Below are 24,252 nucleotides of genomic sequence, written 5' to 3' on the forward strand. Positions count from 1 at the left end.
TGTGCGCGCACGGCGCGAAGAAATCTTCAGGCCATGGAGCGGCAGTGCCTTCCCGTTCGTCCCGAGTAGCGCCTTCTCGATGACCCGATCGCCCTGAGTAGCCGATATCTTCTCAATCGGCGTATCGAAGGGCTCAGGCGCGTATCGAGGGACAGGCTCGGCAGGGGCGCGCCCCTCGATACGGAGCCCAGGGGAAGGGCTCCTACTCGGGGCGAACGGGCTGGTTGTTCGCTTTGGGTTGCGGGCGCCAGCCCGCGCTAGGCCCGTCGAAGGGCGAGGGGCCGCTTTCTCCGACAGGCTCCTGGACCCGGGGGAATCCGGGCGGGGGGGGCGCGCCGCCGCGCAACTGGCTGCCGCATCCGGATGCCGCCCCCCTTTCCGCCGAAGACTCCAATGCGGTACACAGCGCAGCCGAGGAGGACACGGTCATGCAGGTTTGCGATCCGCGTGAAGTGGGGTTCGATCCCGGGCGTCTCGGTCGTCTCGCCGATAGCATCGAGGCCGACATTGCCGCCGAGCGCTTCGACGGCTGCGAGTTAATTGTCGCCCGCCACGGGCGCGTGGCTTTTCATCGCTGGTTCGGCTGGGCCGACCGCGCCCAGCGCAAACCACTTGTCGAGGACCAGGTGTTCTTCACGATGTCGATCGGCAAGCAGTTCACCAACGTGCTCGTGCTCAACTACATCGAACGCGGCGCGCTGGCGCTCACCACCCCGATCGCCGAGATCATTCCCGAGTTCGGCTGCCGCGGCAAAGACAACGTCGCCATCTGGCACGTGCTCACGCACACGGGCGGGCTGCCGGCACTCATGCCGCCGATGCCGATCGAGGAGGTGTCGCGCCTGCAATCGGTGGTCGCCGCGACGTGCGCGACGATCCTCGAAGCCGAACCCGGCTCGCGCGTGACCTACAGCGTCATCGTCGGACACGCGATCCTCGGAGAAGTCATCCGGCGCCTCGACGGCGGGCGCCGTCCGTACCGTCAGATCATGGCCGAAGAGCTTTTCCAGCCGCTGGGCATGACGAACACCTCGTTGGGCGCGCGGCCGGACCTTGCGGCGCGCATGGCGCCGGTGGTCGTACGCGACCGGCGTCCCGGGGCTCTGGAGCCGGAACTTCTCGAGGCGACCGGAATGCTGGTGACCGAGGAGGCGGAGATCCCCGCCGGGGGCTACCTGTCGACCGCCGCCGACGTGCACCGTTTTGCCGAAATGCTGCGCGGCGGCGGGGTGCTGGGCGACGTCCGGGTCCTGTCGCCGGCAACGGTCGAGCAGGGTCACACGATCCGCACCGGCGCCATGACCAACAGCCTGTTCGACTACACGCGCGCGGCGCGCGGCTGGACGCCGTTTCCCGCCAACATCGGCCTCGGTTTCTTTGTCCGCGGCGGCGGCATGCATCCGACGCCGATGGGCACCCTGGCCTCGCCGACGACGTTCGGCGGCTTCGGTGCGGGCTCGACGGTGTTCTGGATCGATCCGGTCCGCGACGTCACCTACGCGTTCCTGTCGACCGGGCTGATGGAGGAATCGCGCAGCATGGAGCGGCATCAGCGCCTGTCGGACATGGTGCACGCCGCGGTCGTCGAAATGCACACAGCCTGACGAACAACGAACGACCAGCAACAAACATCGATCCCCAAGCCCCAAGACCCCAAGCCCTCAAGCCCCCAAGCCCCCAAGACCCCAAGACCTCAAGACCTCAAGACCTCAAGCCCTCAAGACCCCAAGACCCCAAGACCCCAAGACCCCAAGACCTCAAGACCCCAAGGACCCCGCCCACACGTCCACGCCACCGAAGTACCCGCGGTTTGGCGCCACAGGACGCGGGCGTCGCGCCCTGGGCAGCGGGGACGACTCCGGTGTGCTCCCCGCCGCCGCGGCCGGCCGTGGTTCCAGCTTCGGCTTCGGTGCAGGATTCGGGTTGTTCAGGTCGCCGAACGCCGCCGCGACGTCGAGCTTGCCGTCGCCGTTGACGTCGCCGAGACCCACGCCCCACACCCGTTCGCGCCCGCTCGCGGGCAGGCCGCTGTCCGTCGCCGCCTGCCAGTGCTCGTGCCCGTCCCCGAGCAACGGAAAGAGACCATACGCCCCGGCCGGCGATCGTGTCGTCGTCCGGCCGGCGATCACCAGATCGGTGTGTCCGTCGCCGTTGAGATCGCCGAGGGCCACGCCCAACGCGGCGTACGAAGGAATTGCGCCCGCACCGGCGCGCCAGCGTGTTCCAGCGGCACCGCCGCGCTCCTGGATGAACACCTCGGCGCCGGGGACGGCGGCGCCGGTGGCCAGGTCCAGCAGGCCGTCGCCGTTGACGTCACCCGCGGCGATGCCCCAGTAGAGCCCTCCGGTGGGCGGCACGGGCAGACCGTCCGCGGCGCTGCGCCACGCGCCTTTGCCGTCGCCGAGCCACACGCGCGGTCCGCCGGCATGCGTCGCCGCCAGATCCACGTGCCCGTCCCGATTGAGGTCGACGGCGATAATGGCGTTGCCCCACCCGCTCTGCTCCAGGCCCCCGGATCGTTCAGTCCACTCGCCCTTGCAGTTGCCGAGGAAAGCCCGCACGCCGTGCTCGTTGGCGGCCACCGTGGCGATATCGAGGCAGCGGTCGCCGTTGAAGTCGGCGGCGGCGACGTCCTCCGTGCCGTACGCCGGCAGGCCGCTGGAGCCGGCCCGCCACACGCCGCGGCCGTCACCGAGAAAAACCGCCGCCCCCCGGCAGTGATCGCCGACCACGACGTCGAGCTTGCCGTCGTTGTTGGCGTCGGCGAACTGCATTCCGCCACCGCAATACGCTTCGCGCGGCAGGCCCTCCGAGGCATCGCGCCAACCGCCCTTGCCGTCGGACAGGAAAACGTGCGGTCCATCTGCCAGACGGGACACCACGCCGAGATCGGCGAAGCCGTCGGCATCGACGTCGCCGAAGGCGATGTGCGACTTCCAGAGCCCCGTGTGCGGCAGGCCGCGCGCGGCAGGCTGGAAGCGCACCGCACGCGCCTCCTCGCCGCCGGCCCGCGCCGCGTAAGCCCCGGCGACGGCCATGACGACACTCGAAGCCCAGATCGTGGCGGCCCGTAAATTCAGACGTCTACAAGTCACCGGCAGCATCTCTGGCGGCCCTCTCTCTTTCTCCGCGGCGCATCGTGGCACAAACCGGCCACCGGTGAATACGGGCTATCGGCACTTCGCGAAGTTCGCCATCTTCGACCCACCCGCCCGCGCTCCCCATCGATTTCAAGGACCGGCCGCCGCGGCACCGATGCGTACCGGCGCCGCCGGGTCGCCCTCGAACTCGATGACGAGAATGCCCCCGTTCGGCGGCAGCGCCGTTGCGCTCGCCATGGCGATGCGCACAACGCCCGGAGTATCGCCGTGGTAGGCGAGCACCCCACCTTCAGCCTGCGGTCCGCGCCGCACTCGTGCCAGGCGCAAGCGCTCAGGATCGAACTCCACACGGAAGTCCACCGCCGTAAGCGCGTCGCCCGCCGCGACGTACACGGGAATCCGTTGCCGCGCGCCGCGCCGGCCGCTCCGCGTTCGCCCGAGACGTACGGCAGGCGCCGACTCGCCGCTTACCAGCGCCGCTGCGGCACCGGCGTTCGGCGCCCAGTTGCCGGTGACGTCGCCGATCAGAATGCCGAGGAAGTCCTGGCCGGCGGCCGCCCCTGCCAGCGGCGCGTAAGCGATCGCTCCCGGCTGGCAAACACCGCTGCTGATGACCGGCTGGACGACCTGCTGATTAGCCACCGCCACCGGCGCCGGCACGAAGAGCCAGTCGGAGTTGCAGGTCGTTGCCAGCGGCATGCGGGCGATAATACCGACCACCTTCTGCAGTATCCGCGACGCATCGAGGGCGCTGATCGAGCCGTTGCCGGTTACGTCGGCCGCGAGTCGCTGATTGGCGTTGAGCACCCGCAGGCCCACCACCGACTGCAAGACGTACGACGCGTCGAGCGCGCTGATACCCGAGCCGAAGTTGCCGTCCTTGCGCGGCGCCACCTGCCATGTCGCCGCCGCGAGATTACCGAACGCGTACTGGCCGGCACTGTCGCTCATCTGCGCCGCCGGCGGTGTCCCTTGCAACTCGACCGTCGCGCCGTTCACGTTGTGGCTGCCGTTGTAGTAACGCAACCGGCCGCTGATGCCGTGACCGCCGGTGGGGGTCGGCGTCGGCGTCGCGGTAATCCCGGCACCACCGGTGGCCGTGCGCGTCGGCGTTCGCGAGCCCGTGGCCGTGGCGGTCGGCGGCCCGACGGTAAACGTCGGCGTCGGCACGATCGGAGTCGTCGGCCCGACCGGCGGCGTCGAGGTCGGGGTCGGACTTGCAGTCGAGGCGATCGTCGGCGTCGGCGAGAACCCACCGTTGACGGCGGCCCCGTAAGCCGCGACGGCAAACGGCAGCGGCGGCTCCTGATCGCCGGCGAGGATGACGTTGGACAGCGTGAGGAAGGTCGGTGCCGTCGTGGTCGCCGTGACACGCAAGAGCGCCACCGTACCGGCACCCGCAGGCGGCGCGGCAATACCGTACGTGGCGTAGAGAACGTGGACCCGACCGCCGGCGGTATCGACGACGTCGGTACCCAGAGCCGTACGTCCGGTCGACGTCGGCATCCACGGCGGGTCGGGGCACGGGCTGGTACCGCGTACGGTCGTGCAGATCGGGTCCCCACCGAGCGGCGCGAACGGCGGCACGCCCGCACCGCGGTACGCTTCGTTCGGATTGCCGACCGCCACGACGGCGGGATTGAAGCCGACGTCGAACTGGAAGGCCGCCAGCCCCGGCGCCGGAATGTTCGCGGCGTTCACCTGCACAATCGCCGACTGCCCCGGCGAGAGCACGATCGCCGCCGGTTCGATCCGCAGCGACGGGGCTTGCGCCAACGCCGATACCGGCAGGCAAACCGCGATGAGCAGCGCGCAAGACCGGACCGCCGCGAATGTCTGCAAGCTGCGGGTAAACATCGTCGTCGTGCTTCCGGACGCCGACCGCGCCGGGTGGTTCAGAACCGCTTCCGTCGATGGCGTTGTCCTCGTGACATATCGGCCGCCGTCGGAGTCTGTCAAGGTGGAACCCGGGCGCGGAGCGCGTGCCGTAACTCCGCTCTAACCCGCCGGGTCGTAGGCGCGACCCCTGTCCAGCCAGCGTTTCCGGCGCCGGCTCGCTCGCCCAACGGGCGAGAATCTCCGCTCCGATATGGAACATGGCGCGTCGAGTCGAGTCCCGCCCTTTCAGGGCTCGGTGTCCACGCTCGCCTTGACCCGGGGCGTTGCCCCGGGCTGATGCCTTTTGCCCCTTCGGGGCGTGCGCGCGAGCCGACGTTCCATCCGATGCTCAGGCCCGAAGGGACGGCCATTCGCCAGCCCGGGGCAACGCCCCGGGGAACGATTCAAAGACCGGAAGCCGAACCCCCGAAAGGGCGTCATGCGACGGCGAGCCACATCGCACCGGGGCCTGCACACACAATGGCCGGCGTCCTTTCGCAAGAGAACCGTCCCTTAAGAGCGGAGTTATGCGCGTGCCGACCACCTTGACAACTCCAACTGGCGAGTGGAATGGTCGTGCAATCCGCTATCGTAATTGAGGTTCTGCTTGTTTCGTTCGACTCGCATGCTCGTACTGGCGGGCGTCGTGACCGCCATGAGTGCGCCGGCTGCGACGGCGGCCGTGCGCGACATCGCCATTACCGATGCCGCGCCGCGCGGATTCTCGATCGTGTGGGTCTCCGACGAGTCCGTAGTCAGCGCCGGGGTGCGCGTGTTTACCGGCGCTAACGGCACCGGCGAGATCACCGGCACGCTAACCATCTCCCTCGTAAGCGCCGCGTTCCCGCCGGCGCTCGCCCATGGCGTCGTCAAGGTTTCCGTCACCGGCGTCAACCCGAACACCACGGTTTACGTCCAGACCGTCACCACCGGGGCCGGCGGCACCGTCGAATCCCCGGCTGCCCCCCCGTTCCTGGCGGCGCAAACGCCGGCGGAAACTACCGTCCTCGACGCCGCCAACCAGTTGCGGGTCAACGACGTCATCCGCCACGACGTGTTCCTCCCCGACGGCGTCACCCCGGCCGCCGGCGCATTGCTGGTGGTTGACGCGCCGGGTCTCGGCGCCTACCCGCTAACCGCCTTCGTCGGCGAGGGCATGCCCGTACCGACCGCCGCCGTCGACCTCAACAATCTCTTTTCGACCGCCACGGGCAAGAACGTCACCGTCCCCGCCGGACAGGTATTGCGGCTGACCGAGTTCCGCGGCCTCGCCTGCGCGGGACTGGTATCGCACCAGCTCGTCCGCTACCGCCGCGCGCCGGCGCACGAGGAAACCCCGGCCATCGTCGAACTGGAATTGCCCGTCCACTGTCATTTCGCCGACGTCCGGTGCGACGGCACGATCGACGCGCTCGATGCCCAGCGCGTCCTCGATGCCGACGACAGCCGCGCCGGTCAGTGCCGTTTCAACGCCGACCTCGACGCCGTCGCCGACGGCGCGATCGACGTCCTCGACGCCCAGCGCGTCCTCAACCACTTCGGCGAGAATGTGCCGTAAGGATTTCGCCATGGGTTTCCGGCGCCGATCTCTCGCGGCACTCCTCGCGGTTCTCGCCGTCATCTCCAGCCCGGGCCCGCCCCGGGTTTGGGCGCAGGTGGTCGAGCCGCTCCCGGCCGGACGCAAGTATCTGAACGCCCACCTCTACGAGGAAGCCGGAGCGCTGGTCTTCGTGCGCCCGGACAGCTCGACCGCCGAGCCCTTGAACGGCTGGAACGTACCCGGCCAGCCGGTCGGCGACCTGGTCGGCCTGGTGCGCGCCGGCGCTACGGGCACGGAATTGCGTGTGCTCGATCCCACCGGACGCCAGGTGGGTGCGGCAACGCTTCCCGGAGCACGGGCTCCGATCGTCACCGACAACGGCATCTTCACGCTCGTCGAGGCCTTGCACGTCCCCGTTCGCCCCCACGAAATCGACTTCTACGCTCTCGACGGCAGGCGACTCGGACAGGTGCGCGAACCCGGCCTTGCGCTGGTAAAGTACACGCCGTTGCGCGACGGCCGCCTCGTCACCGTCAACCAGGGCCCCGCCGGCGACGATCGCTCAATCGTCGTGTATGGCCCCGACGGCACCGTACGCTGGCGCTACGCCTGGAAAGGCACCGACGTGCCCGACGTTGTCGTGACGCCCGACACAACGCGTTTAGTGCTCCTCCGCCAGGATCTTCTCGCCGGCACATCGACGGTCACGGTCATGGGGCCGCGAAACGAGGTCATCCGGTCCCACACGCTCCCGACCGTATACCAGGGCCTCGCCAGCGACGACTCGCGACAGGTGGCGGTGGTTGGACAGAATGTGGTGGCGATGCTCGACGCGCCATCGGGGGCGCTGGCATGGCGCACGGCGGCAGACATCGACCTGTTGCTCGCGGGCGGTCTGCGCTTCGATTCCGCGTCCGGCCGATTGACGATCGTCAGCGCGCAGCGCGACCAGCGTGCCGGCCGCGCCAACCTGACACTGCGCAGCCTCGACGTCCGGAACGGCACGGTGGCGAGCACCGACCTCGGCACCCTGGGCCTCGCCGAAGCGCCACCGGTCCTCGCCATCGACACCGCACCGACGGGCGAGCGGCGGGTGTTACTGCAGGACCGCAGAATCGAAGCCGCTCCGGAGCGGTGAGGCAGCGATGCGCGGCGCACTGCTCCTCGTCGTGGGCGCGGCAATCACGGTCGCCCTTCCGCGTCCGGCCCCGGCGGACCCCGTGAACGGCCCGACCGGTGTCGGGGCGGTTGCGATCTACTCGACCCCGCCGGCCATACGAGTCCGCTGGAACGACGTCCCCGACGAAACCCGCTACGAGGTGTGGCGCGCGGTCGATGGCGCGCCGATCGCCAAGGTCGGGGACCCCGGTCAGAACGTGACCACCTTCGTCGACAGCGGCGTCAACAACGCCAGCGCGTACCGCTATCGCCTGTTTGCGTGCGATGCGGTGGGCTGCAAGATCGGCGGCGAGTTCACGACGTCGGTCAGCGTCAAGTGGCCGATCTCCGGAGGCCGCGAGGTGCTGCACGGTTTCAACGAGGTGCTGGCGTGGGCGGGCATCCGCGGCGGCGACGGCGTCACCTCGGGCTACCACGACGGGGTCGACCTGAATCGCACCACCAGCGGCGCCACCGCCGGCGACGACGTACGCGCCCCGCGGGGCGGCATCGTCAATCAGGTCATCCCCAACAACACGGTCGCCGACGACGGCTTCGTGGCCGTGCTGGTCGACCTCGGCGGCGGCAACGTCGAGTACGACAGCTTCAACCATATCGCCAATACCGGCGGCAACGGACCCATCGTCGCGGTCGGCGATGTCGTCGCTCCGGGACAGAAACTCGCCAGGGTGGGCACCCAGCGCTTCGCCGGCGACTTCACCGACCACGTCCACTCGATGGTCACCGTCGGCTCGGCTTTCGCCAGCAGTGCCCGCCACTTCCTGACTATCTTCACCGCCGACGCCGACCGCGATCCGCTGGGCAACTCGCCGGCGCTCTTCGACGAGAACGGCGACGGCAAGAAGGCTCTTTACCGCGACCACGGCGACGCCACGCCGACCAACTACCTGGACTACGATCACGACACCAAACCGCTGTCCGGCGATCTCGACATCCACGTCGAGGTCACCGACAGTCAGGGGACCAACCCCCGCCAGGCGCCGATCGATCTGGCCTACTGGGTCGAAGGGCCGCTTCCCGACGCCGAAGATCTCGACGACGTCAAGAGCGCGGCCAAGCCTTACAAGCTCTATGACTTCCGCACCAACTATTTCGGTCTCGGGGCGCCGACGAACTGCTCCTTACTGGCCGACATCCAGGACACCGCCAATAGCGGCTGCAAGGGCCTGGCCAACTGCACCGCTTACCCCGGCGCCGCCTGCAATTCGGTGGTCAAAGAAGGCACGACCAATTTCCCGTGGCCCATTCTGCACCATTTCATCGTCACCCACGCCAAAGGAGAGACGGGGGTCCGCGCCGACGTCGACGTCAACCAGTACTGGCGCACCAGGGCCAAGGAGGACAACGCCGCCACACCGGCGCACGCCAACTACGCCGGCAAACCCCTGGCCACGAAACCCACCGACGCGCGCTTTCCCGACGGCGACTACACGATCCACGTGGTCGCTTCGGACCTCGTTCACCCCAACGTCGACCTGCAGATCCAGAAGGTTCGCCTCGAGAACTATCCGCCCTTTATCAAAGAACTCACGCTCTACCAGGACCGCGATAACAGCGCCGCCTCTCAGGTCGATGCCGATCACCCCGGCTGCGAATTCGCCCTGTACAACTACAAGCACCAGAATCCGAATCCCTACCCCGGACCGGGCTACCTCGCGACGTCGCAGCAGCCGGCGTTCGCGGCGGCCGGCCGCAAGATCTGCGTCAGGGTGCGCTTCTCGGAGGGTATGGACACGGCCTGGGCAAGCTTTCGGGTCGAGCTCGATCCGCAAGGCGCCGGGGGCGCCGCACCGATCGCCTTCGCCGGCGCGTTCGGCAAGAAGTACACGGACAACGACACCTGGAAGGGCAGTCTGACGGTAACGGCGGACAACAGCGGCAACTCCGACTCGTCGCTGACCGACCCCGGCAAGGACGCCATCGTGCGCCTGGTCGCCCGGGACATGAAGGACCGCAACAACGCGCAGCGCGGACTCGACGAAAACGGCGACGGCACGGGCGAAGCCGACGCCGCCGATCTCAACCACCGCATCAAGCTCGACGCCAGTGCACCGGTGACCACGATCCAGATCAGGAAGGTGCCATGAACGCCGTCGCCTCACCGACTTCTGCCGCCGAACGCCGAGGGCCGGGGACGCGGCGCCGTGCGCTCCCGGTTGCCGCCGCGCTCGCCGTGGCGCTCGCCGGGGCCCTGCCCGTGCGCGCCGTCAGCGAACGCGAGTTCAGCCTCGACGACATGGTCTCGCTGGCCGACGATATCGTCGTCGGTCGGGTGCTGCACAGCACACCGCGCTGGCAGGGCAAACTGATCGTAACCGTGTCGCAGGTGGCCGTCGGCGAGTCGCTCAAGGGCCGCCCGGTGGACGAGGTCGAGGTCACTCAGCTCGGCGGCACCGCCGTCCACCCGCGCCTCGGCGTGCCGGTGACGATGTCGGTCTCCGAGGACGCGGTCTTGAGCCCCGGGGAGGAGGTCGTCCTGTTCGTCCGCCAGACCCGGCCCGGCACGCGACAACTGGTCGGCGGCGCGCAGGGCAAGTTGGTTATTCGCCCGGACCCGACATCGGGCGTTCCGACCCTGCCCGGGGCCCCGCATCGCTTGCTGGTCGAGCGCGAGGGCGAACACCGTCGCATCGAAACCGCCGCCCCCACGCTCGACGCCATGCGTCGCCGGATCGACGCGGCAGTCGCCCGGCAGGCCAATACCCGCGGCGAGGTGCCCAGATGACGCGCGGATTCGCTTGCCTGTTCGTCGCCGGCTTTGCAGCTCTCGGCCTCGCCATGGTCGGCCCTGCCGGCGCGCAGCTAACCGCGCCGCCCGCCGACCTGGTGCCGGAACCTCCGGTTGCCTCGGAACCGCATCGGATCGAATCGTCGAGCCCTGTCGCCACCTCGCGTCTCCTGTCCGAAGACGCGCACCGCTACCTCCAACAGCTCGGCATAGCGACCGCCCCCACCACCACCGCGCCCACGGCGCCTGACCCGGCTCCGCCGCCGCCGCCACCGCCGGCGGACGCAGGGGGCATCAGCCGCACGATCGAGGCCGAGACCGCGCCGGCGGTGAATGCATCGCCGCTGTTCAGGTTCCGCGACGTTACCGAACGCGACGGCGCCGGCTCGGCGATCGTGCCGAGGGCCGAGCGCCGGGCCGCCGTCGAAGCGTACCGCCAATCGTTGGCCGGAAAGGGCGCGGCCGGACGCTGACGACGATGGCGAGCGCGCGCGCGAATAGCCGCCGGACGGCTTACCTGTTCGCGGCCACGGCCGTCGCGGTGCTGAGCTGCGTCCGGCCGTTGTGGGCCGGCGGCAACACGCAGTTCCGGAATCCCAACAACTTGACCCAGGCGATCGACAAGATCTGGGACGACCGCATGCAACCCATCGCCTGGGTGTTAAGTCAGGACGGCATCCCGGGATCGGGCATCGACAACGCGACCCTGATCGGCGAACTGACGGCGGCGTTCGACACGTGGGAGGCTCTGCCGGCGTCGCGCCTCGACTTCACGTTCGACGGGCAGGTACCGCTGCGCGACGCCGGCCGCGGCGGTCCGCTCGCCGCCGGCGTCGACGGCGTCAATCTCGTCACCTTCACCGACCCCGACGTATTGTTCCCGCCCGGCGTGCTCGCGGTGGCCATCACTTTCTCCTTCGCGCAGGATACGGCGATCGACACGGCAAACGCCGACCTCGACGGCGACGGCACCGCCGACATTCCCACCGGCACGTATCCGGCGGGAACGATCTTCGACGGCGACATTGTCTTCAATTCGAGCGAGCCGTGGAGCACCGCCGGGGCGGGCGGCAGTATCGATGTCCGCGCCGTCGCCCTGCACGAGATCGGACACTTCTTCGGCCTCTGCCACTCGATGATCCGCGACGCGGTCATGTGGCCGTTCCTGAGCGCCAACATCGCCGCGGCTCGCACCCCGAAGGCCGACGACGTCGCCTACGCGTCGTTCTACTATCCCGCGCAGCCGGCCTACGGCGCCGCCTTCGGCGCCATCCGCGGACGGCTCGTCAACGGCTTCAGCAACGCTGCCGTGCTCGGCGGACACGTGTTCGCCGTCGATCCTCTCAGCGGACAAAGCGTCGTCGGCGCCTACAGCGGCGACGACGGCAGTTACACGATCCCCGCCCTCGCAGCAGGCAATTACCTCGTCGCCATCGAGCCGCTCGACGGCGACCCCGTCGGCCTCGACCCGGCCCGCGTCAACCAGGTCGTGCAGTTCACCTTCGACACCAACTTCCCCGAGGAGTTCTACGACGCCAACGAGAGCAACGTCGAAGCCGACCCGCTCGCCGGACTTGCCCTGACCGTCAGCGCCGGCGTCGACACGGCGGGCATCGACATCGTCACCAACACCGTCCAGGTACCCGGCGTCAATCGCATTCTCGACACGGGCTACAACCTCTTCGCCTATCCGGTGACGGCGCCCGCCGATCTGACGGCTTTCGACCTGCTCGAGGCGATCGGCGACGAGACGGCGGCGAACGCCATCGACCGCTTCGTTCCGGACACCGGACGGTTCGAACGCGCGGAATACGCCGGCGCCGTCCGGTCGGGTGCGAACTTCCCGATCCGGCGCGGCGAGGCTTACGTGGTGTACACCGATGCGCAGAGGGTCGTGAGCTTCGCCGGCGGAACCGACTGTCCCACGCTCGACCTGGCGCGTGGACTGAATCTGATCGGCGTCCCCTGCCCTCCCGCGGGCTACACGGCCTTCGGGTTGCTGCGGGACCTGGGCTCGCAATTCGAGGTCGACCGGATCGAGCGCTTCGACCCCGGCACCGGCATCTTCCAGGTCGCCGCCTACGACGCCGGGGGCAATCCCGGCGGAACCGACTTCCCCATCGTCAACGGCGAGGGTTACGCGGTCACCATGCTGGCGGCGCGGGCCGGGATTCGCATTCCAGCACCCGGGAGCAGCTTCGCGCCGGTGATCGCCGGACTGAGCCCGGGCCGCGGAGTGCCCGGGACGGTGGTCGTCATCCTCGGCGAGGGCTTCGATCCCGTCGGCGCCAACAACGTCGTCACCTTCAACGGCATCGGCGCCGGCGTCGTCTTCGCAACCTCGACGAGCCTGACCGTCACCGTGCCCGGCAACGCCGGAAGCGGCGTTGTGCGCGTCACCGTCGCCGGCCGCCAGAGCAACGGCTTGAACTTCGTCGTCGTAAGCCCGGTCGCCACCGACGATCCGAACGGCCCCACCGAACTCGTCTCCGGGCAGACGGGCGAAGGCACGCTCGCCGCCGACGGCGAGCAGGACCGGTACACGTTCACGGCACTCGCCGGCTCGCTGGTCGCGGTGCGCGCCGAGGCGGTGGCCGGCGGCGTCCCCGATCTCGTGCTCGTCCTCGAAGACCCGTACGGGGTCACCGTCGCCACCGACGACAACGGCGGCGGCGGCAGCAGTCCCCTCATCAACAACTTCGTCGTGGAAAACACGGGAACGCACACCATTGTCGTCAGCAACGTCCCCGGCGGCGGCACCGGGGCCTACCGCGTCAGTCTCACCATCGCAACCCGCGCCGCACCGACGCAACTGTCGATCATCGGCGGCGACTTCCAGACCGGGCTTGCCGGCAGCACGTTGCCGCAACCCCTCTCGATCTTCCTCACCGGTCCCACCGGCGCCCCCGTCGCCGGAGTTCCGGTGACCTTCGTCGCGACCGGCACGGAAGTCGGCAGCACGCTCGATCCGGCGAACGCCGGGACCACGGTGCTCACCACCAACAACTCCGGTATCGTCACGGTCCAGACCACGCTGTCCGCCACGCCCGGCGTGTACACCATTACCGTCACCGTGCCGGGCGCTGCCCCGGTCACCTTCACGGTCGCCGCCACCGACAAGGCAATCGCGTCGATTACCATGAACGGCGACCGCCAGCAGGGCACCGTCGGCAAGACCCTGCCCAATCCGCTCGATATCATCCTCGCCGATGTCAACGGCGCCCCGGTGTCGGGCGCTCTGGTGGCATTCAAGGTCGTGGGCGGCGGCGGCTCGATCAATCCGACCGGCGCGCAGACTACCGGGGCGCCGGGAAAGGCGACCACGACCTTCAAGCTGGGCAAACAGGTCGCCGCCCCGCAACTCGTCGCGGCGTTCGTGCCCGGCCAGTCCAAACCGTTGCTGTTCGAAGCGACGCCGAAGGCGGATGTCCCCGCGAAGGCGCGCAGCAACAAGTCCAACTTCAACGCGCTTACGCTCGGAACGGCGCGGCTCAATGCGCTGCAGGTGCAGGTGTTCGACCAGTTCGACAACCCGGTACCCGACGTCCTCGTCAACTACGGCGCCCCGGCGGGACTGACCGTACAGCCGGGGCTCGGCCCCGATGGCATCGGCTTTACCAACTTCCTCACCAACGCCGATGGCCTGCACGTCGCGATGGTTATCGCCGAGACGTCGCTGATTCCGACCATCGACGAGTTCGGCAATAAGGGTACGGCCGGACTGGCGGGCACGTACACGATAACCGCCGCTCCGGCCACCGGCAGCGCCCCGGCGCAGGTGTACAAGGTCGACGTCGACATGGGCCCGGAGATGGTCACCGCGTCCGTCCAGAACGATCAGGCGATGATCGGCCAACCCCTGCCCAGTCCGGTCCGCAAGCTCGTCCTGCGTTATCAACGCACCGACCGCTACACCGACGCCAACAACGACTCGAAGGACGACGACAACGGGGACTTCCGCGACGAGAACTTCACGCAGAAGACCCCGAAAGCCGTGCCCGGCGTCGCCATCACCTTCGAGGTGCAACGCGAGGACGGCAACAAGGAAACCGACTTCGGACTGCAGCCGACGAGCGTCGCACCCACGGTGGCCACCACCGACGCCAGCGGACTGACGACGGCGGCGGCGACGATGGGAGACGTGGGGGGCGTCAACCAGGTGGTCGGCAAGACGCCGGCCATCCCGGTCACCTGGCTGTTCGCCGACGGCACGACCCTGGATCAGAAGACCTTCACGGACGCCAATCTGTTCGCCGAGTCGACGAACCTGGTCGCCCTGCCGGTCGTGATCACCACGACGGTGACGGATCCGGGCGGTGGCATCGACCTGGCAACATTGAACGCGCTGCTGAACGGCACTTCGTTCTTCAACGGCGCCACCCCACCGGCGGTGCCGCCGAGCTTCCCCGAGCGCTTGCAGGTCACCGCCGGCGGCAAGGTGTTGACCGCGCTGCCGCCGAGCCTCGTGACCGATTCCGCCTTCACGGATATTCAGGTCGAGTACCGGCCGTCGCGACCGAAACTGCTCAACGGGGCCAACACCGTGCAGGTACAGAAGGTCAAGGACCGCGCCACCAACGAACAAGCGGCGGTAACGTCGCAGGGGTTCACTTACCCGTAACGCGCAGGCTGTCGACGAATGAAACGACCCCGCTTCGATCAGCTCGGCCCCGGACGGCCGCGAAGCCGCGACGAGATCACCGCGGCTTCGGTGAAGGCGACATGGCGGCTTCGCACCGCCCCGGCGTTATTCGCCGTGCTGGTCGCCCTGTGGGCAACGCCGGCCCGCGCCGCGGGACCGCTACTCCGCGACATCGTGGTCACGGACGTAACGCCGACGAGCTTCGCGGCGGTCTGGACCGTCCAGGGCGCCAGCACCGGCACCGTGCAGGTATATGCCGACGTACTCGGCACCGTGCCCGTGCCCGGCGCGGCAATAACCCCGTGGGCACTGGTCGGCGGCGATCCGACCGTCGCCGTCGCCGGCGAGGACGCCGGGGTGCTGCGCGTGCGCGTTTCCGGCCTCGCACCGGAAACGCCGTACTTTTTCCGCACGGCGACCACGGCCAGGGCCGGTGGGCCGGCGGCCATCGTGCCGGCCAGCGGCGCCGCCCTGTCCGTCGTCACGATGACGGCAAGTTTCCCGGAGGCGGCAAACGGTCTCGGCGCACAGGTGGTGCAAGCGGACGGAACCACGCCGCAGCCGGGCGCCGTCGTTCTCATCGCCCTGCCCGGTGCCGCCTTCCCACTGAGCGCCGTGACGCAGGACGGTTATGCGGCCGGCGTCGCCGCGGCCCACCTCGGTAACCTCTACGACGCCACGACAGGCACAACGAAGGCGATGGCCGGCGGCGAACTCGCACAACTCACGGCGCTCGGCGGCTCGGCCGGCAAGGGGACAGTTACGCAAGCCCTCGCGTCCAACCAGCGCCGCGGCGATCTGCAACTGCTCGGCGCCCCGCTGACCCTGCAGGCGGTCGCCGACACCGACGGCGACGGTTTGCCGAACGATTACGAAACCGCCAACGGTTTCAACCCGAACAGCGCGGCCGATGCCAGTCACGACCCCGACGCCGACGGCCTCACCGTACTGCAGGAGTTTCAGCGCGGTACTAACCCGCGCCTCGCCGACACCGACGGCGACGGTCTTAATGACGGTGCCGAAGCGAATACGCATGGAACCTCGCCGACGATCGGGGATACGGACCGCGACGGCCGCGGCGACGGCGCCGAGGTCAATGGGTCGCCGGTGACGGACCCCCTCGACGCCGACTCGGACAACGACGGCGTGACGGACGGCATCGAGGTCCAGCAGGGTACGGACCCGAACGACCCCGACAGCTACCCGGCACTGGACGCCGATGCGGACGGCATCGGCGACCGCGTCGACAACTGCCCCACCATTCCGAATCCGAGCCAGACCGACACCGACGGCGATACGCTCGGCGACGCCTGCGACCCCGACGACGACGGCGACGGAGCGGCCGACGGGAACGACAACTGCCGGCTCGTTGCCAATGCGTCGCAGGTCGATGGCGACGGAGACGGCGTCGGTGACCCGTGTGACAACTGCGCGGCGGTGGCGAATGCCGCGCAGCAGGACAACGATTCCGACGGCCTCGGCGACCCCTGCGACCCCGACGACGACAACGACGGCATCGACGACATGCGCGTTCCCGCGGCGCCGTCGGATACGCCTTTCCAGCTCGTCTCGGCGACCGGGATTACCGCCACGTCGCTGCCCGTCGTCGGCAATACGTCCGCCTTCGTGAGTGTCGAGAAGTACCTCGTCGGCGAGGCGCGCGGCGTACGGCTCGGCGTCTTCGACTTGAAGAACCGCAGTTTCACGGCGAGCGATGTGCCGCCGGCCGATCAACCGCTGCAGGGATGGCTGGCCCTGGGCATCGATACGAACGTGTGCGGCTGCTTCGGCGTGCTGGCCCGGGATACCATTGCCATCGACACCGACGCGGGTCCGATCGCCGCCGTGCTGCCGGCGAACGCGCAGAACACGCGAACGCAGTTCTTTGTCGCCACCGACGGTTCGACCTACACGCAGTACTACTTGCCGAACGGCCCGCTGGCCACCTTGCGGCAATCGGCGCAGATCGGCGGTCCACTCGACAACTGCCAGTTCGTGGCGAACCCGGCCCAGGAGGACTCCGACGGCGACGGCCTCGGCGACTTCTGCGACGCCACCGCCGACGACCTCGACGGCGACAACATACTCAACCCCGTCGACAACTGCCCAACCGCCCACAATCCGGCGCAGGCTGATTTCGACGGCGACGGCCTCGGCGACGCCTGCGATGACGACGACGACAACGACGGCGTGACCGACGCGATCGAGGTGGGCGTGACCATCACCGACCCGCGCGCCGCAGACAGCGACGGCGACGGGATCGTCGATGGAGACGAGGACCTCGACTTCGACGGCTGGTCCAACGCCGCCGAGACGGCGCGCGGCACCTCGCCGGTCGACGCCGACGTCGACCTGCAGCCCGGCCTCAACCTCTTCGCTTACCCGGTTGCCGTACCGGCGGGTCTGACCGCGTTCCAGCTCCTGCCGTTACTCGGCAACCCCTCGCAGGTGGCCGGCCTTGCGCGTCTCGACCAGGGAACCCAGAGCGTGCAGGAGGCGGATTACGTCGGTGGGGTACCGCACGGCGTCGACTTCCCGATCTCGGCCGCCGAAGGCTACTTCGTGCGCATGCTAACGGCGCGACGGGTCACCTTCCCCGGCACGCCGAGCTGTCCGACGCACGCCCTCCAGCCGGGAGCGAACCTCGTCGGCTTCCCTTGCGTACCGGCGGGTTTCACGACGCGCTCCGTGCTGGGGCACATGGGGACGGAGCTCACCGTGGCGAGCGTGCAGAGTCTCGATCCGGCCAGCGGCCGCTTCGAGACGAGTTTCTGGCTGGCCGGTGCATCGGTCGGTCCGGCGGCACCCGTCGCGGCCGGCCGGGCAATCCTCGTCTACGCTCACCTGCCGGTGGCCGCCGTGGCGCCGGCGATCGACCCGCCGAGTGTCGCGATTACCGGCCCGGCGAACGGGGCCACGCTCGATGCCACGCCCATTACGGTCACGGGCACGGTCGACGACCCGGCGACGCTGGTGATCGTCAACGGCGTAAAGGCGAGTGTGGTCGGAACCACGTTCACGGCCGGTGGCGTAGAGCTGCAGGAAGGCGCCAATACAATCACGGCGGTGGCGCGCAATCCGGCCAATCTCACCGTGCGCGAGTCGATCGCCGTCACGCTCGATACGACGCCGGATCCAGACTACACGCTACCGCGTCCCGGCAGCATCAACGACAGTCGCGATTTCAACGTCGGCGCCGGAGCGCTGGCGACGCTGGATCACTTCCACTATGCGCCGACGAACCTGCCGGCTGGGGTCTCGTTCACGCCAAGCTCGATAAGCTTCAACCCGACCACCGGGGATGTCGCGGCGCCCTTCACGATCGCCACCTCCGCCGATGCCGCCGCGGGGCTGCACGTGTTTCAAGTCGAATACGACTTCCACAACGCCGCCCACGGCTCGCTGGCCGCGCACACGATGCAGTTCGTGATCGACGTCCTGCCCTGATTTGCGGTTCTCGCGGGGGCGCGAACCGCACAAGTAACTCGGATGGGGCGGGCGAGCCTCCCACCGAGCCGCGCTTAGTACTCGTCGGGATAAGTATGGCAACGTATCCGCAACCGCTCACCCTGACTTACGAATTCCGTGTTTGCGCGCACGGCGCGAAGAAATCGGATGGCTGATCGGGCCATTGGGTTGCGGGCGGTAGCCGGCGCTGATTTGCGATTTCCGAGTTTCTGCGAGGGGCCGCGGGCCGGCGGCTGAGCGCTGGCTTTCGGCCGATTCGGCGCCAGTGGATCAATCAGACCCGGCGGCATATAGTCTGCGTCGGAGGTTACAATGAAGTACCGAGTTGCGCTCCATCGCTCCGAAGAAGGCGTCTGCGTTTGGGTTCCGGGGCTACCGGGCTGCGTCTCGCAAGGGGACACGGAGGAAGAGGCGCTGGCAAACATCGTCGTCGCGATCCGCGAATATATCGAGGTCACCATGGAACAGGTGGAAGGCGCTGAGATCCGCGAAGTCGAGGTGGCGGCCTGAGGATGCCGAAGCTGCCGGGCATTAATCACCTCGACGCAGTCCGCGCGTTTCAGAAAGCGGGCTTCCGTATTGCGCGACAAGGGAAACATGTCGTGATGACAGACGGGAGGCGGACGCTCACGATTCCTCGCCACGACCCTGTGAACGCGTTTACGATGGGGCGAATCGTGGTGGACGCCGGGTTCACGATCGACGAGTTCCGAAAGCTCCTCTAATCGGATGGCTCACGCGCCAAGCCGAACCAGCCGGTCCAGGTTCCGGCGAAAAGCGCGGCGGCGCCCGCATCTTCCGGTTCCGCGAAGGAATGCTCCCTTCTGGTTTTCGATTTCCGAGTTTGCGCGCACGGCGCGAAGAACTTTCCAGACGATCGAGGAGCGGTGCGCCACCGTTCGTGCCGAGTAGCGCCGTCTCGACAACCCGACCGCCCTGAGTAGCCGATGTCTTCTCAATCGGCGTATCGAAGGGTTCAGGCGCGTATCGAGGCACGTCTGGTGTGACCCCTCGATACGGCCCCTGAACAAACGGGTCCTACTCGGGGCGAACGGGGAGTTGCGGGCATTGGGTTGCGGGCGGTAACCCGCGCCAGGCCACTACTTCCGAGAATCCTCACGGCGCGCAAAGATTCCGCAGGCGGTGGACGCGCTCGGAGATCGCGCTCCACCTGTTGTGGGCTCTGCCCTGCTATCCTCCGGCCGCCGCCACTGCCGCCTTGACCGCCTCGTTGACGATGGCGCCGTCGTGCGTCACGCAGCTTCCCTTCTGCACCTCGTCGGTGAAGTCGAGCGCCAGGTTGCCGTCTTTGATGAAGCACTTGATGAGAGCGCTGACGTTGCGGGCGTACAGGGTGCTCGCGTGTACCGGCATCGTGGCCGGCAGGTTGGTCGGCCCGAGGATCGTAACGCCGCCGGCGTCGACCTGTTCATCTGCCCGCGTCAGCTCGCAATTGCCGCCCGCTTCGGCGGCAAGGTCGACGATGACCGAGCCCGGCCGCATGTTGGCCACCGTCTCCTTAGTCACCAGTCGCGGGGCCGGTCTTCCCGGAATGAGCGCCGTGGTGATGACGACGTCGAACTCCTTCATCTTTTCCGCCAGCATTTCCTGTTGCTTGCGGCTCTGCTCGGCGGTCAGCGCTTTCGCGTAGCCGCCCGCGTCTTCGGCATCCGTGGCGCCCACGTCGAATGCCAGGAAGGTGGCCCCGAGGCTCTGGACCTGTTCCTTGACGACCGGGCGGACATCGTAGCCAAAGACCTGCGCGCCGAGACGGCGCGCGGTGGCGATCGCCTGAAGCCCGGCCACGCCGGCGCCGATCACCAGCACCTTGGCGGCAAACACGGTCCCGGCCGCCGTCATGAACATCGGGAAGAAGCGCGGCAGCGCCTCCGCGGCAAGCACCGCGGCCTTGTATCCGGCGATATTGGCCTGCGACGACAGGGCATCCATGTTCTGCGCCCGACTGATCCGCGGAATACCCTCCATGCCGAAACTCGTAATCCGCCGCGCCACAAGGCGGCGCACCAGATCGGGGCTGGTCAGCGCCTGCAGCATGGCGACCAGCACGGTGCCTTCGCGCAACATGTCCGCCTCGTGGCGTCCGAGGGTCGGATGGTCGACCGGCTTCTGGACCTTGAGGACCATATCGGCCTCGGCGTACAGGCCGGGTGCGTCGGCGACGATGGTTGCCCCGGCCCGCACATAAGCGTCGTCGAAGAAAAACGCCGCCGCCCCGGCATGGCGTTCCACCAGAACCGTGAGCCCCGCCTTGATCAGCGGCGCAACGGCGTCGGGGGTGAGGGCGACGCGGCGTTCTTTGGGTACGATCTCCTTGGGAACGGCGATCTTCATGCAGCCTCCATCATCACGCGGTGGCGGCTATATCAAGGTGCCCTTGGCCTGTCACATCGGTCGGCGACGGCGCACCAGCGCACCGGCGACGACGGCCGCGGCCAGCCAACCCACCCAGTCGCCCCAGTTCGTGTAAACCGTCGTCACTTCGAGCCGGTTCACCGTGGCCCGGAGGTTCTCGCGCGTGAGCACGCCGCTCCGTACGACGTCGCGGCCGACCGGGTCGATCACGGCGCTGACCCCGCTGTTGGTGGCGCGGACGAGAAAGCGCCGGTGCTCGATGGCGCGGAAACGCGCCATGGCGAGATGAATCCACGGCTCCTGCGAGTCGCCGAACCACGAATCGTTGGCCACCGTGGCGAGCAGGTTCGGCCGTCCCGCAACCACCATGCGACGCACGTGCGCCGCTTGCACCGCTTCATGGCAGATGGGCACGGCGATTCGCCACGGACCGAGGGTCAGCGCCGACATTGCCGTACCGGCGCTGAAGGCCGACGCACCGACGGCGCCGTCGGCCAGGCTCGGGACCAGATCCACGAACGGAACGTACTCGGTAAACGGGATCAGCACGTTCTTGTCGTAGGCGTCGCGGATCACGCCGTCGGCCCCGATGAGCAACGCCGAGTTGTACGTGCGGTTGCGGCCGGAGGTGCCGTCGACCGACGCGGCGCCGAACAGCAAAGGCACACCGAGATCTTCCCGAATCATCCGCCCCGACAGTGGCAGCGGCCGGCGCAGGCCGCGCGTGTACACCGTCTCGGGCCAGACGACGAGGTCGACCGGGTCGCCGGCCGCAAGCAGTTCGCGCGTTTGTTCGAGGTAGACGCGGTGATCGAAAGTCGGCCGCCGGCCCTTCTCGAAGACGCCCAGGTTACTCTGCACCAACCCCACGCGAAGCGGCGGCGCCGCGGCCGCGGCGGCGTCGATTGCGGCGATACGCACCGTGCCGTACGTCCACACCACCAGCACCGCACCCACGGCGGTCACCCACGGTAAGACGGGGCGCCGCCGCCGACCGCGAATCCAGCACCAGGTCTCGAACGCGGCAAGGTTCACCAGCGCCACGAACGCCGAAAGCAGCAGCGGCCCGCCGAGATCGGAGATTTGAACGAGGGTGAGCCGGGGCGCCAGAGCGTGACCGATGTGAACCGGAAACAGCGACGGATAGAGCCACTCGACGACGAGAAGGGGGGGAATACCCGCCATCGCAAGCGGCCAGCCGCGGCGGCGAATCGAGGCGTAGACGAGACCGTAAAGCGCGAAACGCAACCCGAACCACGACGCGTCGCCGAGCCAGAGCACGGCGCCGAGAACGATGTTGCCGTCGAGGAAGACCTCGACGACGCGCCACATCCAGTGGAAGCCGCCGGCATAGGCCACGAATCCGAAGACGAAACCGAGAAGCGCGGCGCGGCCGAGCCCATGGGGTCGGGCGTCTTCGAACGCCGCCCAGAGCGGCACCAAGCCCACCAGCATCAGGGGCCAGAACCCAAACCCGACATAGCCGAGACAGCAGAGTGTCCCCGCCAAGGCGCTGAGAAGAACCTGACCCGCGAGCTTCAACACTCTGTCAGCGTCTCGGGAAGATCCACGGCGGCCATGAACCTCCGCTCCGACCGGGGCGGAACCGTCCGCCACCGTCCCACACTGGATCCCGCGGCCCGGGAAGACCGTCTCTGCGTCACGATGTCCCCATATAGGGGCCGGGGTGAGAGGAATCCACCCGGTTGACCTGGGGCGAAAGTTTAGCGAAACTCCCGTCATGACGAGTACGGCCTCGTGATGGTGTCTCATGCGTCTCGCGTGTCTGTGCGTTCCCGATTTTCCGCTGGCTGCGGTCATGCGCGTACAGCCGGAACTGCGCGAGGCGGCGGTGGCGGCGGTCGATGGTTTGGGTCCGCGGGCACGAGTGCTGGCGGTATCGGCAGCGGCCGCGCGACAGGGGGCGACCGCCGGCCTGACGGTGGCGCAGGCCACGGCCATTGCGGCCCGGTTGGTTGTTCGGCCGGTTACTCCGGACATGCTCCGGGCGGCGCAGGCGGCCCTGTGCGATGCCGCCGCTTCGTTCTCGCCCCGCTTCGAGGATGCGGGTTCGGGTATCGTGTACGTGGATCTCGACGGCCTCGGTCTGCTCTACGATTCCGAAGCGCGACTCGCCAACGCGATGTTTCGCGGCGTTCTGCGGCTCGGCCTCGAGGCCCAGGTCGGCGTCGCCGGCTCGAAGGTGGCGGCCCTGCTCGCGGCCCGGCACGGCGGCGGGGTGCGGGTTATCCCGGCAGGCGAAGAATGGAGTTTCCTGGCACCGGTGCCGGTGGCGTGGCTCGCGCCGGAGGCCGGGCTGGGCGAGACGTTGCGGTTCTGGGGCATTCGCACCATCGGAGAACTCGCGGCGTTGCCGATCCGAGCGCTCGGCACGCGTCTGGGAAGTGCGGGGGTGCAGCTCGCGCGGCGCGCGCGCGGCGAGGACGACACGCCGCTGGTACCACGGGAACTGCCGTTACAGTTCGAGGAGCGGCTCGACCTCGATTACGGCATCGAAACGCTGGAGCCGTGCCTGTTCGTTCTACGCGGCCTGCTCGATCGACTTACCGCACGGCTCGAGATGCGCGGGCTGGTATGCGGCGACCTGCGACTGGGGTTGCGACTGGCGACGCGGGGACGGGACGAGCGCACGGTAACCGTGGCGGCGCCGAGCAACGACGTCAAGGCGCTGCTGGCACTGGTGCGTGTCGATTTCGAGGCGCATCCGCCGGCGGCGGCCGTCGAGGCGCTGCACGTGGCGGCAGTGTCGGAACGCTTGCGGCCCGCGCAGCTCGATCTCTTCAGGCCGGGCGGTCCGGCACCGGCGCGGCTGGCGGTCACCCTGGCTCGCCTGACGGCGCTGTGCGGTGCCGACCGTGTCGGCGCGCCGGTCGTTTCGGACACGCATCGACCGGACGGCTGGGGGATCGGCTCGTCGGAGGCGGTCGGGTTGTCAGGCGGTCATGCCGTCAAGGATGGTAACCCAAAGATCGACAGCCCGACCGCAGACAGCGCGGCAACTAACGCCCCGCCCCCCTGCATTCCCCTCGCCCTCCGCGCCCTGCGGCCGCCGCGGTCGGTCGAGGTTTTCTGCGAGCGTGACCGGCCGGTGTTTGTCCGCGGCGATGCGCTTGCCGGCCGTGTCGTGCAGGTTGCCGGTCCATGGCGCGTCGAGGGCGACTGGTGGCGCGACGGCAAATACGCACGCGACTATTACGATGCGCAACTCGGCGACGGCGGCGTGTACCGACTGTACCACGACCTCGGCAACGACGGCTGGTTCGTGGATGGAGAGTACGACTGAAGTCGAGGCGTCGAGGAGTCGGAGAGGACGGACCGAATG

General features: G+C 68.5%; 15 protein-coding genes. 11 read left to right on the forward strand and 4 right to left on the reverse strand.

The features are described from left to right. Positions 1-428 precede the first annotated feature (428 nt). Positions 429-1,604 carry a beta-lactamase family protein gene (locus tag L6Q96_17400; protein MCK6556334.1) on the forward strand — a complete coding sequence of 392 codons (1,176 nt, stop codon included), beginning with the start codon at positions 429-431 and terminating at the stop codon, positions 1,602-1,604. A gap of 153 nt (positions 1,605-1,757) precedes the next feature. On the opposite strand, the gene L6Q96_17405 is transcribed toward L6Q96_17400, so the two are convergent. Then, a complete protein-coding gene (locus tag L6Q96_17405; GenBank protein MCK6556335.1) occupies positions 1,758-3,095 on the reverse strand; it encodes a VCBS repeat-containing protein in 1,338 nt (445 codons plus the stop codon). A gap of 135 nt (positions 3,096-3,230) precedes the next feature. Further along, complete coding sequence (locus L6Q96_17410; GenBank protein MCK6556336.1) at positions 3,231-4,958, reverse strand: hypothetical protein; 1,728 nt, start codon at positions 4,956-4,958, stop codon at positions 3,231-3,233. A 628-nt stretch (positions 4,959-5,586) separates the two neighbouring features. On the opposite strand from L6Q96_17410, the gene L6Q96_17415 reads away from it, so the two are divergent. The 9 genes from L6Q96_17415 to L6Q96_17455 all read left to right on the forward strand — a co-directional run bounded on the left by L6Q96_17415 (position 5,587) and on the right by L6Q96_17455 (position 19,261). Continuing rightward, positions 5,587-6,537: a hypothetical protein gene (locus tag L6Q96_17415; GenBank protein MCK6556337.1), complete on the forward strand. Its 951-nt coding sequence runs from the start codon at positions 5,587-5,589 to the stop codon at positions 6,535-6,537. 10 nt (positions 6,538-6,547) lie between these two features. Continuing rightward, a complete protein-coding gene (locus tag L6Q96_17420; GenBank protein MCK6556338.1) occupies positions 6,548-7,657 on the forward strand; it encodes a hypothetical protein in 1,110 nt (369 codons plus the stop codon). 7 nt (positions 7,658-7,664) lie between these two features. Next, positions 7,665-9,785, forward strand: coding sequence for a hypothetical protein (locus L6Q96_17425; protein ID MCK6556339.1), 2,121 nt, complete (start codon positions 7,665-7,667; stop codon positions 9,783-9,785). Further along, positions 9,782-10,423 (forward strand): hypothetical protein, encoded by a 642-nt coding sequence (locus L6Q96_17430; GenBank protein ID MCK6556340.1) that lies wholly within the window; start codon positions 9,782-9,784, stop codon positions 10,421-10,423. Before L6Q96_17425 ends, L6Q96_17430 begins: the two co-directional genes overlap by 4 nt. Next, positions 10,420-10,899, forward strand: a complete 480-nt coding sequence (locus L6Q96_17435; GenBank protein ID MCK6556341.1) for a hypothetical protein — start codon at positions 10,420-10,422, stop codon at positions 10,897-10,899. Before L6Q96_17430 ends, L6Q96_17435 begins: the two co-directional genes overlap by 4 nt. A 5-nt stretch (positions 10,900-10,904) precedes the next feature. After that, the gene (locus L6Q96_17440; protein ID MCK6556342.1) at positions 10,905-15,047 is read left to right on the forward strand and encodes a matrixin family metalloprotease; all 4,143 of its coding nucleotides are present in this window, start codon (positions 10,905-10,907) and stop codon (positions 15,045-15,047) included. Positions 15,048-15,065: 18 nt separating this feature from the next. Next, entirely contained in the window at positions 15,066-18,515 is a 3,450-nt protein-coding gene (locus L6Q96_17445; GenBank protein MCK6556343.1) for a thrombospondin type 3 repeat-containing protein, read from the forward strand. Between the two features lie 333 nt (positions 18,516-18,848). After that, positions 18,849-19,046 carry a type II toxin-antitoxin system HicB family antitoxin gene (locus L6Q96_17450; GenBank protein ID MCK6556344.1) on the forward strand — a complete coding sequence of 66 codons (198 nt, stop codon included), beginning with the start codon at positions 18,849-18,851 and terminating at the stop codon, positions 19,044-19,046. Between the two features lie 2 nt (positions 19,047-19,048). Next, positions 19,049-19,261, forward strand: coding sequence for a type II toxin-antitoxin system HicA family toxin (locus tag L6Q96_17455; protein MCK6556345.1), 213 nt, complete (start codon positions 19,049-19,051; stop codon positions 19,259-19,261). A 466-nt stretch (positions 19,262-19,727) separates the two neighbouring features. On the opposite strand, the gene L6Q96_17460 is transcribed toward L6Q96_17455, so the two are convergent. After that, positions 19,728-20,888 carry a Re/Si-specific NAD(P)(+) transhydrogenase subunit alpha gene (locus L6Q96_17460; GenBank protein MCK6556346.1) on the reverse strand — a complete coding sequence of 387 codons (1,161 nt, stop codon included), beginning with the start codon at positions 20,886-20,888 and terminating at the stop codon, positions 19,728-19,730. Positions 20,889-20,939: 51 nt separating this feature from the next. Continuing rightward, positions 20,940-22,454, reverse strand: a complete 1,515-nt coding sequence (gene lnt, locus L6Q96_17465) for an apolipoprotein N-acyltransferase (protein ID MCK6556347.1) — start codon at positions 22,452-22,454, stop codon at positions 20,940-20,942. Between the two features lie 226 nt (positions 22,455-22,680). On the opposite strand from lnt, the gene L6Q96_17470 reads away from it, so the two are divergent. Then, the gene (locus L6Q96_17470) at positions 22,681-24,213 is read left to right on the forward strand and encodes a DNA polymerase Y family protein (GenBank protein MCK6556348.1); all 1,533 of its coding nucleotides are present in this window, start codon (positions 22,681-22,683) and stop codon (positions 24,211-24,213) included. Positions 24,214-24,252: the final 39 nt, after the last annotated feature.

The organism is Candidatus Binatia bacterium, assembly GCA_023150935.1.
Lineage (GTDB): Bacteria > Desulfobacterota > Binatia > HRBIN30 > HRBIN30 > JAKLJW01.

Excerpts from the sequence above, each read along its gene's own strand:
- L6Q96_17400 (MCK6556334.1), top strand. The coding sequence starts at position 429 with ATGCAGGTTTGCGATCCGCGTGAAGTGGGGTTCGATCCCGGGCGTCTC.
- L6Q96_17410 (MCK6556336.1), bottom strand. The coding sequence starts at position 4,958 with ATGTTTACCCGCAGCTTGCAGACATTCGCGGCGGTCCGGTCTTGCGCG.
- L6Q96_17420 (MCK6556338.1), top strand. The coding sequence starts at position 6,548 with ATGGGTTTCCGGCGCCGATCTCTCGCGGCACTCCTCGCGGTTCTCGCC.
- L6Q96_17425 (MCK6556339.1), top strand. The coding sequence starts at position 7,665 with ATGCGCGGCGCACTGCTCCTCGTCGTGGGCGCGGCAATCACGGTCGCC.
- L6Q96_17430 (MCK6556340.1), top strand. The coding sequence starts at position 9,782 with ATGAACGCCGTCGCCTCACCGACTTCTGCCGCCGAACGCCGAGGGCCG.
- L6Q96_17435 (MCK6556341.1), top strand. The coding sequence starts at position 10,420 with ATGACGCGCGGATTCGCTTGCCTGTTCGTCGCCGGCTTTGCAGCTCTC.
- L6Q96_17440 (MCK6556342.1), top strand. The coding sequence starts at position 10,905 with ATGGCGAGCGCGCGCGCGAATAGCCGCCGGACGGCTTACCTGTTCGCG.
- L6Q96_17445 (MCK6556343.1), top strand. The coding sequence starts at position 15,066 with ATGAAACGACCCCGCTTCGATCAGCTCGGCCCCGGACGGCCGCGAAGC.
- L6Q96_17450 (MCK6556344.1), top strand. The coding sequence starts at position 18,849 with ATGAAGTACCGAGTTGCGCTCCATCGCTCCGAAGAAGGCGTCTGCGTT.
- L6Q96_17455 (MCK6556345.1), top strand. The coding sequence starts at position 19,049 with ATGCCGAAGCTGCCGGGCATTAATCACCTCGACGCAGTCCGCGCGTTT.
- L6Q96_17460 (MCK6556346.1), bottom strand. The coding sequence starts at position 20,888 with ATGAAGATCGCCGTTCCCAAGGAGATCGTACCCAAAGAACGCCGCGTC.
- L6Q96_17470 (MCK6556348.1), top strand. The coding sequence starts at position 22,681 with ATGCGTCTCGCGTGTCTGTGCGTTCCCGATTTTCCGCTGGCTGCGGTC.